Raw genomic sequence first — 12,597 nt, forward strand, 5'->3', positions numbered from 1 at the left:
AAATGGCGAAACTCCGAAGATCCAAACGAGACTCTCCGGAACGATGCGGACATTCCGCACTCTCAGGCATCGTTATTCAGACCTTCCCTAGGCCTCAAGGCCGGCTACACCTGGCAGGACACCGCATTGACGCCGCGTCTGGGGCTGCAGGTCGATACCGCCTCCGGCGACCGACATCCGGGCGATGGACAGCTTGAAACCTTCAACCCGTTATTCCCGAACGGCGCGTACATCAACCTGGCCGGCTACACCGGCTACAGCAACTTGCTGCAGATCAAACCGATGCTCACCGTGCGGCCCACCACGCAGCTGAGCGTTACTGCCTCGCTCGGCCTGTTATGGCGGCAAAGCACCGCCGACGCCGTGTATGTGCAGCCGGACATTCCGCTGGCCGGCACTGCGGGCACCGGCAGTCACTGGACCGGCCGCTATCTACAGCTGCGCGGTGACTGGAAGCTCAACACACACCTGCAAACCGCCATCGAAGCGGTGCATTACCAGGCCGGCGACACCGTGCGTACCGCCGGCGGTCATGACAGCAATTACCTTGGCTGTGAGATGAAGTTCATGTGGTAGCTGGTGCTGGATCACCAGCGACTGTGATGAACTTGCTGATGACCAGGCATGCATGGCGAACGAATGCGCGCGTGCGACGAAAGCCAATGGATATTGATGAAGCACCTGCATGAGCCCATCCAATCCGTGGGTACCAATCCGCCTGTTTTTCTCGGCTAACGTTGTCGGTGGACTCGGTGGCGATGGTGTCTCCGTGTTGGTCTAGCTATCGGAGAAAGCGCATGAGTAGTGGTATCCAAGGCAAAGTCGTTGTCATCACCGGGGCGTCCAGCGGTATTGGTGAAGCCACCGCGCGTCATCTGGCGGCGCACGGCGCCAAAGTGGTTCTAGGGGCGCGGCGGGCGGAACGCCTCAACTCCCTCGTCGCCGAGATCGTCGATGCTGGCGGTGACGCTGTCGCGATCGCAACGGACGTCACCCGCGCGGAAGAGGTGACCCGGTTGGTCGACACAGCTGCCGAAACATTCAGTCGGGTCGACGTGTTGATCAACAATGCAGGGGTCATGCCGCTTTCGAACCTGGAAAGCCTCAAGGTGGCAGAGTGGAATCAGATGATCGATGTGAATATCAAGGGCGTGCTGCACGGCATTGCAGCAGTGATTCCGCAAACGAAGTTTGCTGTGCGTGCGATTTGCGAGGGTCTACGGCAGGAAGTGAAGGCCTACAACATCCGCACCACGATCCTGAGCCCGGGTGCGGTGAAGACCGAACTGCTTGATCATATTTCGGACGAAGCGGTCAAATCAACGAACAGCGATTACGTGGCGAAGGTCGGCATTCCGGCCGACAGTTATGCCCGCATGGCGGCGTTTGCCATCAGTCAGCCGGACGATGTCGACGTCAATGAAATCATCTTCCGCCCCACTGCCCAGACACTTTGAGTGAGCGGTAGTACGTCTCCCGTGCGGCCTGCATTAGGTAGTCGGCTTGTTTTCACCTAGGAGGCAGTGGCAATCCAGCCTGCTTTCCATGATGACCGAGGCGTTGGCCTAACCCTCCCCCACCCTACTCAGCGTCACCCAAACGCAACCAGCGGGCAGAAATCGCGACCGCACACATCGCGGCAGCAACGAGCATCAGCGCGGCGGTCAGCCCCCAGCCGTGGGCGGCGAAGCCGATCAAGGCGGGGCCGGCCAGGACACCGGCGTAGCCAAGTGTCGTCATTGCGGTGATCGCCATTCCCTCGGGCATGGCGCGCTGTTGTCCTGCCATCGAAAACAACGCCGGTGCGATGTTGGCGCATCCCAACCCGAGCCCAGTAGCGAGAGCTGCCACCACGGCGTCAACACGGCAATCAGGAAGCCTGCGCACGCGCACAGTCCACCGACCATGATGGATCGGACACGGCCCACGCGTTCTACCAGTGCGTCGCCAAACAGCCGCGTGGCGGTCATGGTCAATGCAAAGATCACATAGCCCGCGCCGGCCTTGGTGGCATCGACACTGCGAACCTGCGTCAGGAAGACGGCGCTCCAATCCAGGATGGTGCCTTCGGCCAGAAACACGACAAAGGCCAGGATGCCGATCAACAACACGCTGCCCCGCGGCCAGGCAAGCAGCGGGCCTTGCTGGGTGCCCTGCTCCGCTCTCCAAGACGGGGCGGCGAGCGCGGTGACAATCAGGATGGTGAGTACGCCGATCGTCGACGCGATTGTCGGTGCGATGCCGACGCTGAGCAGTACCGTCATCAGCAAGGCGCCGGCAAAGCCGCCGATGCTGTAGAAGGCGTGGAAGCCCGACATCATCACTTTGCCGCTCTCGCGCTCGACAACGACCGCCTGCAGGTTCATCGTGCAGTCCATCGCACCAACGCCAGCACCGAACAGAAATAACATTGCGCCCAACGCTGCCGCCGACTGCATTGCGCTCAAAAACGGCAATGCAGAGCACATCAGGGCGACGGTGACCAGCATGATGCGCCTACAGCCTGCGCGCGATGCCCATACGCCAGCGATGGGCATTGCCATCAGCGACCCGGCGCCAAGGCACAACAGCACCAGTCCAAGCCTCGCTTCATCCAGTGCCGACTGATTCTTGGCGAACGGAACCAGCGGTGCCCAAATCGACACGGCGAATCCAGGAATAAAGAACGCGGCGCGGGTTGCGTGCTGTTGCGCACAGTGTGAAGCACGAGACGTCATCAATCATCCAACTGCGAAGACACCGGCTGCCACGCGATAGACAGCATGAAGAGTCACTAAGAGCAGCTAACAAAACGCAGCGGTCAGTGGTCAGATGGATGCGGACGGCGCGCTCAGAACCGGGATGTACGCGTGGTACATGCCGCTCCGAGCAGCGGTCGCCACCGCCTGGCGGTAAACGCAGTCGTTTTGTTGGCCGATCTAGGAAAGCACAGCGAATAGTCGTCAGGTCGATGTACACAGTGCACTCAGAACCTGAGTGCACCTATGTCATGTGCCGCACCGAACATCGAACACGTCCGCCTGGCGGTGAACGCAGCTGTTTTGTTGGCTGCGCTAAACCCTCAGGACAGATCGTGCAGATCCTTGCCGAGTACCGGGCCAAGCTTCCAGTCGGAGAAGTGCACCTTCAAGCCTTCGCGCTCTGGCGTGCAGGTCATCGGACCAACCAGATAGGTGCTGGCCACCGGGAATGGGCACAGCCGCACCAGCGGCCAATACGTGCCGTCCTTGGAGACCTGCAGACGCAGCACGCCCTTGTCGACGGTGGCGCGGATCCAGAAGTCGGACGGGTCAGCTTCGTACGGACCTGTTGCCCAATCCGATGTGCCATCGGTCAGCACGCTGCTGAGCATCGCGCGACCGTCGCTGAGCTCGATGCCCGCCTTGACCCACTGCCGCTCGTTGACGCGGATCATGAGCCCAGCCTGGTCGTAGAGCTGCTCGAACTTTGCGCGGACGCGCAGCTGGCAGGTAAACGCTGCCGGCGCCGCGATGCCAAGAAAATGCCCGCTATCGCGGGTGAACCCGTAATGGGTTTCGCGCCAGAAGTCGGTGCCCTTGTCGGTGACGACCTCCAGCACATCGCCGCCCAGGATGCGGTGCGATTTGGGTTCATTGAGCCATTTGCCTTGTTGCCAGTGGCTGGATGGCGCCGCACCTGCACCGGTTGCCATGACCACGCCGCCAGCAGCCAAACCGCCCAGCGTCGCCCTGCGGCCAACATCGACCTGGTGTTTTTCCGAACCCGTCATATCTAGTCCTCGTGACGAAAAAGCAATGCTCTCCGGTGCCTTCGTGCGGGCAGCGTAAAGCCAGCTGCGTAAATTTGTACATCTGTACCAATTGGCAAGTCAACTCTGGATTACCATCGCTCTGGTCGATACATGGGCAAAGACAGATGAGCGGCAGGACCTGGCAGCAAGACCCACATCGAAAAGAACACATCGAGCAGGCCACCTTGCAGGTGGTTGTCGACCATGGCGTGGCGGGGACGACCTTCCGTAAGGTTGCAGAACACGCGCAGGTGCCGCTGAGCGCGACCACCTACTACTTCGGCTCCATGCATGAGCTGCTGATCGCGGCATTCACCCGCTTCTCGCAGGAGGTCTCGAAGAACTTCGCCGCCGAGATCCGCGCTGCGAAGAACCGCGACCAAGCCTGCGATGCTGTGGTGAACATCATCTTCGCCGACAGTACCGCCTCGCCGCGGATCTTGCTGCTGAGCTACGAGCTGTACGCGTTTGCCCGGCGCCACCCGGAGATGACAGCGATCATGGAGCAATGGATGGCACGCAGCCGCGCGGCGCTGGAACTGCATTTTTCCAAGCCCGCTGCCAGTGCGATCGATGCCTTGATCGAAGGTATGACGATCCATCGTTCGGTGGTGCGTATGACCAAGAAGAGCGTGCGCAATGCGGTGGGGCAGCTGGCTCTACTGTGATGCATGCTGGGCGCTGCACAATTGAGCGGTGCGTGCATCGCGACCTCCACTGCATGGCGACGGATTGATCGATTCATACTGAATTTACGAGGTGACGTTTTGCGGATGTCGCTGCCGCTCGCACAGCAACGCATGCATGAGTCAAAGGTCTCCAGCGTCTGCTGAAACTCAAAACGCCATGACCAACCCATAGGCTGTCCTTGACCTATCTCTCGCTGTTCGCGCTGTCGTTGATTGCCGCTACGCTGCTTCCCGCGCAGTCGGAAGCGGCATTGGTTGCGTTGTTGCTGGATGGCGGTTCGGTGGTGGGGCTTGTGGCGGCTGCGAGCGTCGGCAACGTACTGGGTTCGTTGATCAATTGGTGGATCGGGCGCGAGGTGCTGCGCTTCCAGGGGCGACGCTGGTTTCCTGTAACCCCAAACGCCTTGGCGCGTGCGCAGGCGTGGTATGGCAGATACGGCAAGTGGTCGCTGCTGCTGAGTTGGATGCCGATCATTGGCGACCCGTTGACGCTGGCGGCCGGGGTCATGCGCGAACCGCTGCGGGTCTTCCTGCCCTTGGTGGCGATCGCCAAGGTCACGCGCTACGGCGTGCTCGCATGGGCAACGTTGGCGCTTGTCCGGTAATGCCAGGACGTGGAACCTGCATGACGTGTAGTGCAGGTGGCCGCGCACGGGTTCTTAACGTGGCACCCCTATGCTATTAGGGCGCCGCAGGCCATCTGCCGCGCATCCAGGGACATTGCACAATGGACATTGCAAAGGAGATCGTATGAAGAAGCTGCACAGCATGTTGCTCGCCGGATGCCTGCTCGGCCTGAGCACCCAGGCCTGGGCCGAAGTGGTCAACCTGACCAATAGCGCCGATGGCGCCAACCGCGAAGCCGGCATTGCCGCGGTGAAGAAAAAACTTCAGGAAGCCTGCACCTCACGCAAGGGCAAGGTAGACATGGCCTCGTTCGAGGTGGTGTTCGAAAAAACCAGCACCAACCCCGACGTCCCCAAACCCTATTACGTGGACGGCAAGATCAAGTGCGATCTGCCGTGACGACTGCGCTGGCGTAGCGCACTGCCCTACGCCGCCACCATGCTCGAATGCAAAGCCCCGCGAATGCGGGGTTTCGCATGTCAGGCAGTCGTGCGTTGCAACCCGATGTCTTCGATGGCGGTGCGACCGCTCTGCAGGCGCCATCGGCGGTACGCCGTGCCCGATGCACGGCATAGAGTTGCGCGCACAAGACGGGTACTGCCGGTCTACTAAGAGCGGCTAGCAAAACGTAGTGCGCAGTCGTCAGCTGGGTATGGACGGCGCACTCATAATCGGAGTGCGCGCGTAGTACATGCTGAAGCCGAGCACCGGCCGCGCCCGCCTGGTGGCTGCGCAGTAGTCTTGTTGGTTGTTCTAAACCGTATCGGCGCCGGCCGTTGTAGCCGCTGCCCGTAGTTGCGCGCGCGCCACGTCCAGCGTTGTCATGATCTGCACCACTTCGTCGAGCGGATGCAGCGGCGACTCGCTGCGGCCTTCCCCGATATAGCGTGCGGCGGCGTTTGCCTGCCATGACAGCCCTTCATAGCCCTTGATGCCGGTCGGGTCGGTCCAGTCGACCGGCGTGCTGGCGTCATCGTTACTGCCAATCCGCAGCGTGGTGGGATTGTGGAAATCGCCGGCCAGGTCGATGCGCCCTTCGGTGCCGGTCACGTAGGCCATCGAACTGCTGCGCGCGACGATGGAGCTGATCAAGGTCGACTGCGCATGCGCGCGATGCGACAGCACGATGGTGGAACAGGCATCGACGCCGGTGTCGGTGAGCTCACCGATAGCGGTGATTGCGTTGGGCGCGGACAGGATCATCGAGGAAAACTGCACGGCGTAGACGCCCAGGTCCAACAGCGCACCACCGCCAAGTTCGGGACTGCGTTGCCGATGTGCAGGGTCGCTGGGTCCACGCTGGCTCAAGTCGGCAAACACCTGGCGCACATCGCCCAGCGCGCCATCGGCAAGCAGTTTGCGGATCACCGAGGTCTGCGGCAGGTAGCGGCTCCACATCGCTTCCATCAAAAACAGGCCGCGTGCACGCGCTTCCTGCACGAGCAGGTGCGCATCGTCTGCGCAGGTGGTGATGGGCTTTTCGATCAGCACATGTTTACCAGCGCGTAGCGCCAGCAGCCCATGCTGCAGATGCTCGCTATGCGGCGTGGCGATGTAGACGATGTCGACGTTCGGGTCATCGACCAACGCCTGATAGCTGTCGTACGCACGTTCGATCGCCCAGGTCTTCGCAAACGCGTTCGCACGCTCGCTGCTACGCGAGGCAACTGCCACCGGGCGTTGATGGGTATTGCTGCGCAACGCACGCACGAATGCGGATGCGATCACGCCGGGACCGAGCACGCCCCAGCGCAGGGATGGCTCGCCTTGGCCAGGCACGAACAGATCGGGCTCGGGGATGTGGAGCATCGGCATCGGGTCGCTGCGTTGTCGTGGAGCGCGCGATGCTAGCAAACCACGCGTTTTTGATCGGGGTGCCCTGTCGGCTTAGGCGCAGCACTGCATAGCGCAAAGCGGACGCGGCCTGTGCGCCTGATGCATCTGCTTGAGTATCACTCAGAGCGGCTAACTGGCAGGCGACCGCTCGCTATGTTTTGTGAGCAGCGCTTATCGGGTTGTTCGCAGGCCCCACTTAACGTGCGGCGCGCCGCCAACCGGCATTCAGCGCATCCTGCGCCGAGCAAAAATAGCGCTCGCCCTTCTCGGTCGAGATGCTGGTACGCGCGTAATCGCGTTGACCAGGCATATGGAAGATCTTGGTGCCCTGGCCGGAGATATTGCCCTTGATGGCGCACTTGCCCGGCACGGCTGCCGGTGCAGTTGCTGCTGCGCGCAATGCAACGTGATGGCGTTTATTGCGCCCGTACTCGGCAGGCTGCTGGAAGCTTCCCTGCCAGAGATTGCGTTTTTGCTGCTGCGCGATGCGCTCATCGGCAATAAACGCGGTGGCGTATTGGCGATACGCCACCGCCCAGCCATTGCGCACCATCCAGCCGTTGACCGATTGCCCTTGAACAAAACAATCGGCAACGACGCGTCCGTAACGGTCGGTATCCTTTTGCTGACATCGCACGGTCTTGTCGATCAGATAACCATCCAGCGCCGCTGCAGAGCGACGGCCACAGGGCCACGCACGGCCGTCTGGCTCATTGCACTGCTGCGCGCTTTCCGGCGCATCGATTCCCCATAACCGGATGCGCTTGTGCGCCACGGTAATGGTATCGCCATCGGTGACGGCGGCCCTTCCAACAAGCTCTGCTGCGCCGGCAGGCAAAACGAGCGCGACACCCACAACACCCAACAACCATCTAAACAACATCGACAACAACGTCCCTTGGCAATCGGTAGAAGTCGTCCTTGCATTCTTCCCGCGTGTGCACTCTTGGAGCAGCTAACACAACGTAGCGAGCAATCGTCAGGCGGGTGTGGACGTCGCGCTCAGACCGGCGTGTACGCGTGGTACATGCCGCACGGAGCACCGGTCACGCCCGTCTGGCGCCTGCCCAGTCATTTTGTTGGCTGCTCTTAGCCGGATGGCCTTGCCCGGCGCTGTCCTGACGCCCGACGTCCGCGCGGCAGTGCCGACGCAGGGCCGGCACTGTATGCGAATGCGAAGGGGATGGCTATCTTTTGCGAGTTGCGCACGACGATCTTTGAAGTAGACGATGCACTGAGATGCACACAACCCGTCGCAACGCGTCGCTGTCACAGCGCGCAGTCTTCCGCATGCATTGCGTTGCTGCGCACCCGCCCTGCGCTACTCGGGCGCACTGCCAAGCATCTGGCTGACTAGCCATCTCGTGTGATCAGAACGGCAAAAGAAAGCCCGCCCGGCGCATCATGCAACCGGGCGCGCTCTCGCGTTGCTGCTTACTGTGGCGCGACTGGAGTCGCCGCTGCGGGCGCGGCTGCAGTGGCCTCTGGCGTCACGCGCCAGATGATGTTGGCCAGGTCGTCGGCCACGATCAACGCACCGCGCGGGTCGACGGTCACTCCCACCGGGCGGCCACGCGTCTTGCCGTCATCGCCATGGAAGCCGGACACAAAGTCGATCGGCTGGCCTGCCGGGCGCCCATCACGGAACGGCACGAACACCACCTTGTAGCCCACTGGTGGGTCGCGGTTCCAGCTGCCGTGTTCGCCGACAAACACGCCGTCGGCAAACTTCGCGCCCAGCACCGGTGACGAGAACGCCACACCCAGCGCGGCCACATGCGACCCCAGCGCGTAGTCGGGTGCGATGGCAGAGGCCACCTTCTGCGGGTCCTGCGGCATCACACGTGCGTCCACATTTTTGCCCCAATAACTGTAGGGCCAGCCATAGAAGCCGCCTTCGCGTACCGAAGTCAGATAGTCGGGCACCAGGTTCGGGCCGATTTCATCGCGCTCGTTGACGACTGCCCACAGCGCGCCAGTGCCGGGCTGGATCGCTAGTGCGGTGGGATTACGCAGACCGGTGGCGTAAGGCTTATGCGCACCGGTTGCCGCGTCCACTTGCCAGACCTGCGCGCGATCGACTTCTGCAGCCATGCCGCGTTCGGTGATGTTGCTGTTGGAGCCGATCGCCACATACAGATACCGGCCATCTGCGCTGGCAGTGAGCGCCTTGGTCCAATGGTGATTGATGACCGACGGTAGATCGGTCAGTTTGCTCGGCGCGCCGCTGGCCTTGGTTTGGCCCTCGCGATAGTCGAAGCGCACCAGCGCATCCTGGTTGGCGACGTAGAGCGTATTACCGATCAGCGCAAGCCCGTAAGGCGCGTTGAGCTTGTCGGCAAAGACCGTCTTCAATTCATAGGTGCCATCGCCGTCGGCATCGCGCAACAACGTCAGCCGATTGCCGCTCTTGGCCTTGGACGTGCCCTTGGCCTTGATCGGGCCGGCGATGATGTCCTTGGGCTTGAGATTTGGCGCAGAGCCGCCGCGTCCTTCGGCCACCAGGATGTCGCCATTCGGCAGCACCAGCGTCTGGCGTGGAATGCCGAGGTCGGTGGCAATGGCGGTAATGCGATAGCCCGCCGGGACGGTCGGCTTGCGGTCGCCCCATGCACTTGGTTCGGCGATCGTCATGTCGGGCAGCACCCCGCGATCCGGGGACGGCAGCTCTGGCGTGGCGCCATGCTGATCGAGCTCGGGTGCCTTGCCGCAGGCGGCCAATGCAGCAGCAAGAACCGAGACGGCAAGCACACGCGTGTAGCGGCTCATCGTGCACCTCCCACGCGCAGACCCGACAGCCCCGACCAGGTGGCGACCAATGCGAACAGGGTGGCGATTGCCGACAGCGTCAATGCCGCCGGCATGATGGCCCACGCATCGCGCGCGTGATGCAGCGCGTCGAAAAATCCCACGATCCAGGTTGCCACCAATGCGATCACATAGATGAAGTTGCGGCTGCCGCGCACCAGCGCGACGATGGCGGCCACGAGCGCGATGGTGGTCACCACCATTGCCCCGACCAACAGCCAGGACGCGAAGTTGCTCCATTGAATCTGGTAGCTGCTCCAGTAGGCGTAGTCGCTCAATAGCGCGCCAAGGAACAAGGGCCACACACCGCCGAGCACGGCTGCATGGAACGGGTGGATGGCCCAACGACGGGGCGAAACGGCGGCTGCATTCATGGCGAACTCATTGGGGCGATGGCGAAACGTGCCCCGATGCTGCCAGCTGGCGTGTGATGAGAAAGGCGATATTCAGCGCCTCGCATCTCTACACGCCACGAACGCACTGTTGCACGCGCCAGGCTGTTGCGCTGGGCGATGCGGAAAGACCGCATTGCATCTTCATGGCATTGGCATGGCATATGCGGCGAGTGTTGGCATGCGTCGAGTGTTTGTCTGCAGCGGGCGCTCGCTCTTTCAGGGACTTCATCGCAACAAGGTCGTGCGGACACTCGCTGATGAGTGCATCTCATAACTGCATGCGGCGCACACGGATGGAACAGCCATGCGGATACGGCATGCTGGCGCCCTGCCCTGTCGAGCCCCGCAACGGTGCGTGCATGTCGCGTTCGCGCAGTGCGTCTGGCCTGCAGGTATCGATTCGCCAAGAGCGACCCACAACACGACTGCGCGACTACCCAACCGGGCTGCGGCTGCTCGGAATCGGCATGTACCGCTCGTACATTCTGGTCTCTGTGCGCCGCCCCACACCCGCCTGGCAGCCGTGCGTAACGTTGTTGTTTGCCGCGCAACAGGAGGTTAACGCTTGGATTTCACCGTATCGATCCCTAGATCTGGACCTGAGAGACCGATCAATGCGCCTCGTTGGCGCCCATTGATCGCTCGTGTAGTGGTCTGCGCCCTTGGCGCGGCCGCCGTTTGTGTCGTTGCCCCCTCCCCCGCGGCAGCACGTTCCCCGGAGTTTATTGGTATGCCCATCTCAGAAAGCCTGTCTCCCCAGCAGCAAGCCATCGCCCCGATTGCAGCGTTTGCGGCAACCGGCGATATCGACCGTTTGAAGAATGCGTTGGAGGCAGGTCTGGATGCCGGGCTGACCATCAACGAATGCAAGGAAGTGTTGGTGCAGGTCTACGCCTATGCCGGCTTCCCACGCAGCCTCAATGCACTTGCGGCGTTGATGCAAGTGGTCCAGGCGCGACAGCAGCGCGGTGTGACCGACGCGCAGGGCGCGCTGCCCGGCCCGGTGCCGACCGGGCCGGAACTGCTTGCGTTGGGTACCGCCAATCAGACGCAATTGGTGGGGGCTGCAGTGTCAGGACCGCTGTTCGACTTCGCACCGGCCATCGATGCTTACTTGAAGACGCATCTGTTCGGCGACATTTTTGCGCGCGACAACCTCGATTGGGTGAGCCGCGAACTGGCAACGGTGAGCATGCTCGCAGCGCTGGAGGGAGTGGATTCGCAATTGCAGTCGCATCTGAAGATCAGCATGAACATCGGTGTGAGCAGCGCGCAACTCAATGCACTGGCGCAGGTGCTGGATAAACGGGTCGGTGCGGCGGCCGGCACCCGCGCCAAGGCGGCCTTGGCCAAGACGCAGTGAGGGCGATGCCGGGCTGATGCAGCCTCTGCCCGACGAAGTCGCAGTCGCAGAGTAAAGGCTAGCCCGATGTGCCGCCGCGTGGCTGGCAGCGACCTGGCTGCGGGTGGCACGGCTCTTTGCAAAGGAATGCCTGCCTCCTGATTTATTGGCCGATGTGTTGGTCGGACAGAGTATTTCCGATCTGCGCCGCGCTCTGCACCAACCCGCCCCGAGCGCAGGTGCTCGCCAGCGGCCCCAAGTCCTCGCTCATTAGCGGCATCCTCAACACAGCCCGCAGATCGGTGTGTTCGCAGGCAACCAGCGAGGCCGCGCCGCCCTGTCGGCGCCGTCCATCGCCGTCCATCGCCATCCGCAGCTTGCAGCATGCGATGCGCATTGGCCGGAAAGAGCGACGACCACCGCGCACGGCCAGAGCACACCTTCGAACCCTTGATGCCGACACCGCATCTGTTGGGCTGCGAACGCGTTGCTGATCGCTGATGCGCCAACCACCCGCGCACCACTCAAGGCACTCCACGCGCCATTCGAGTGCCACTGCGGACTTCCATGTGCCTCTGATCACGCCGTACCTTCCGAATCCATGCGCGTGGTGGGTCGATCTTGCGGATGTTCAGCGGTGGCCTCTGGGGTAGCTGGCGACGGTACTAGTCGGCTGCAGACGTGATCGGCCATGGCAGCGTGTGCAGATAGCACGGCCACAGAGTCGGTCTGCAATCTGTGCCGTCTATGAAGACTGCACGGTCTTGCCTGAGTAGATTCCTCAAACAGTCACAGCAGCGACGCCACCGGCTTTCGCGGTAAGGCGGGAGCAGAGCTCGCTGGCCCCCCGCACCCAGCGAGCTGAACCTTTGCAGGCTTCGAATGCCGAAGATGTCGAAAGCTTGCCCGCCACCGTCAGCACTCTCCAATTCGCGCCGGAAACCAACCTGAATTTCGAGAGTGGATGATTGAATAACTGTTAGCTCACCCCCGATCCGCCGGGAAAGCAATAAATTAAAATTCACCCAAAAAATAAACTGAATTATTCAAATCGTTCATTTTTAATGCAACCGATTGCGAAATATGAGCTTTCAGGCGTCGAATTTTGCACAATCGGAAGAGGCCGGT

At 61.8% G+C, this 12,597-nt stretch carries 11 protein-coding genes, 4 other RNA genes and 1 pseudogene; 7 read left to right on the forward strand and 9 right to left on the reverse strand.

Going from position 1 to position 12,597, the window contains the following annotated elements; genetic code table 11:
* The coding region (locus XdyCFBP7245_RS17495) for an alginate export family protein (RefSeq protein ID WP_158255523.1) at positions 1-576 on the forward strand (576 nt) is incomplete at its 5' end.
* Between the two features lie 221 nt (positions 577-797).
* Complete coding sequence (locus tag XdyCFBP7245_RS17500; RefSeq protein ID WP_104616789.1) at positions 798-1,457, forward strand: SDR family oxidoreductase; 660 nt, start codon at positions 798-800, stop codon at positions 1,455-1,457.
* A gap of 124 nt (positions 1,458-1,581) precedes the next feature.
* On the opposite strand, the pseudogene XdyCFBP7245_RS17505 reads toward XdyCFBP7245_RS17500, so the two are convergent.
* From XdyCFBP7245_RS17505 to XdyCFBP7245_RS17515, 3 genes and pseudogenes are all read right to left on the reverse strand, one after another.
* Positions 1,582-2,717: pseudogene (locus tag XdyCFBP7245_RS17505) on the reverse strand (MFS transporter).
* Positions 2,718-2,781: 64 nt separating this feature from the next.
* Positions 2,782-2,858: non-coding RNA, sX9 sRNA (locus XdyCFBP7245_RS17510), on the reverse strand.
* A gap of 203 nt (positions 2,859-3,061) precedes the next feature.
* Complete coding sequence (locus XdyCFBP7245_RS17515; protein WP_211287734.1) at positions 3,062-3,673, reverse strand: DUF1349 domain-containing protein; 612 nt, start codon at positions 3,671-3,673, stop codon at positions 3,062-3,064.
* An 89-nt stretch (positions 3,674-3,762) separates the two neighbouring features.
* On the opposite strand from XdyCFBP7245_RS17515, the gene XdyCFBP7245_RS17520 reads away from it, so the two are divergent.
* The 3 genes from XdyCFBP7245_RS17520 to XdyCFBP7245_RS17530 all read left to right on the forward strand — a co-directional run bounded on the left by XdyCFBP7245_RS17520 (position 3,763) and on the right by XdyCFBP7245_RS17530 (position 5,487).
* Positions 3,763-4,440: a TetR/AcrR family transcriptional regulator gene (locus XdyCFBP7245_RS17520; protein WP_244907852.1), complete on the forward strand. Its 678-nt coding sequence runs from the start codon at positions 3,763-3,765 to the stop codon at positions 4,438-4,440.
* 200 nt (positions 4,441-4,640) lie between these two features.
* Positions 4,641-5,066 (forward strand): YqaA family protein, encoded by a 426-nt coding sequence (locus XdyCFBP7245_RS17525; protein ID WP_104616792.1) that lies wholly within the window; start codon positions 4,641-4,643, stop codon positions 5,064-5,066.
* Positions 5,067-5,211: 145 nt separating this feature from the next.
* Positions 5,212-5,487, forward strand: coding sequence for a hypothetical protein (locus XdyCFBP7245_RS17530; RefSeq protein ID WP_104616793.1), 276 nt, complete (start codon positions 5,212-5,214; stop codon positions 5,485-5,487).
* Positions 5,488-5,704: 217 nt separating this feature from the next.
* Here the strand turns inward: XdyCFBP7245_RS17530 and XdyCFBP7245_RS17535 are convergent.
* The 6 genes from XdyCFBP7245_RS17535 to XdyCFBP7245_RS17560 form a co-directional block, all read right to left on the reverse strand.
* A non-coding RNA gene (locus XdyCFBP7245_RS17535) (sX9 sRNA) lies at positions 5,705-5,781 on the reverse strand.
* Between the two features lie 60 nt (positions 5,782-5,841).
* Positions 5,842-6,903: a Gfo/Idh/MocA family protein gene (locus XdyCFBP7245_RS17540; protein ID WP_104616794.1), complete on the reverse strand. Its 1,062-nt coding sequence runs from the start codon at positions 6,901-6,903 to the stop codon at positions 5,842-5,844.
* Between the two features lie 217 nt (positions 6,904-7,120).
* Positions 7,121-7,807 carry a thermonuclease family protein gene (locus XdyCFBP7245_RS17545; RefSeq protein WP_104616795.1) on the reverse strand — a complete coding sequence of 229 codons (687 nt, stop codon included), beginning with the start codon at positions 7,805-7,807 and terminating at the stop codon, positions 7,121-7,123.
* Positions 7,808-7,877: 70 nt separating this feature from the next.
* Positions 7,878-7,953: non-coding RNA, sX9 sRNA (locus XdyCFBP7245_RS17550), on the reverse strand.
* 405 nt (positions 7,954-8,358) lie between these two features.
* Positions 8,359-9,693 carry a PQQ-dependent sugar dehydrogenase gene (locus tag XdyCFBP7245_RS17555; RefSeq protein ID WP_104616796.1) on the reverse strand — a complete coding sequence of 445 codons (1,335 nt, stop codon included), beginning with the start codon at positions 9,691-9,693 and terminating at the stop codon, positions 8,359-8,361.
* Positions 9,690-10,106, reverse strand: coding sequence for a hypothetical protein (locus tag XdyCFBP7245_RS17560; protein ID WP_104616797.1), 417 nt, complete (start codon positions 10,104-10,106; stop codon positions 9,690-9,692). The genes XdyCFBP7245_RS17555 and XdyCFBP7245_RS17560 overlap by 4 nt, the downstream gene beginning before the upstream one ends.
* Positions 10,107-10,594: 488 nt before the next feature.
* Between XdyCFBP7245_RS17560 and XdyCFBP7245_RS17565 the strand changes: the two genes are divergently transcribed.
* Both XdyCFBP7245_RS17565 and XdyCFBP7245_RS17570 read left to right on the forward strand, forming a co-directional pair.
* Positions 10,595-10,672, forward strand: a non-coding RNA gene (locus tag XdyCFBP7245_RS17565) — sX9 sRNA.
* Between the two features lie 185 nt (positions 10,673-10,857).
* The gene (locus XdyCFBP7245_RS17570) at positions 10,858-11,490 is read left to right on the forward strand and encodes a carboxymuconolactone decarboxylase family protein (RefSeq protein WP_104616798.1); all 633 of its coding nucleotides are present in this window, start codon (positions 10,858-10,860) and stop codon (positions 11,488-11,490) included.
* Positions 11,491-12,597 lie beyond the last annotated feature (1,107 nt).

The organism is Xanthomonas dyei (assembly GCF_002939865.1).
Taxonomy (GTDB): Bacteria; Pseudomonadota; Gammaproteobacteria; order Xanthomonadales; family Xanthomonadaceae; genus Xanthomonas; species Xanthomonas dyei.

Bases quoted from the DNA above. Each gene is read 5' to 3' on its own strand.
- XdyCFBP7245_RS17500 (WP_104616789.1), top strand. From the start codon at position 798: ATGAGTAGTGGTATCCAAGGCAAAGTCGTTGTCATCACCGGGGCGTCC.
- XdyCFBP7245_RS17515 (WP_211287734.1), bottom strand. From the start codon at position 3,673: ATGGCAACCGGTGCAGGTGCGGCGCCATCCAGCCACTGGCAACAAGGC.
- XdyCFBP7245_RS17530 (WP_104616793.1), top strand. From the start codon at position 5,212: ATGAAGAAGCTGCACAGCATGTTGCTCGCCGGATGCCTGCTCGGCCTG.
- XdyCFBP7245_RS17540 (WP_104616794.1), bottom strand. From the start codon at position 6,903: ATGCCGATGCTCCACATCCCCGAGCCCGATCTGTTCGTGCCTGGCCAA.
- XdyCFBP7245_RS17545 (WP_104616795.1), bottom strand. From the start codon at position 7,807: ATGTTGTTTAGATGGTTGTTGGGTGTTGTGGGTGTCGCGCTCGTTTTG.
- XdyCFBP7245_RS17555 (WP_104616796.1), bottom strand. From the start codon at position 9,693: ATGAGCCGCTACACGCGTGTGCTTGCCGTCTCGGTTCTTGCTGCTGCA.
- XdyCFBP7245_RS17560 (WP_104616797.1), bottom strand. From the start codon at position 10,106: ATGAATGCAGCCGCCGTTTCGCCCCGTCGTTGGGCCATCCACCCGTTC.
- XdyCFBP7245_RS17570 (WP_104616798.1), top strand. From the start codon at position 10,858: ATGCCCATCTCAGAAAGCCTGTCTCCCCAGCAGCAAGCCATCGCCCCG.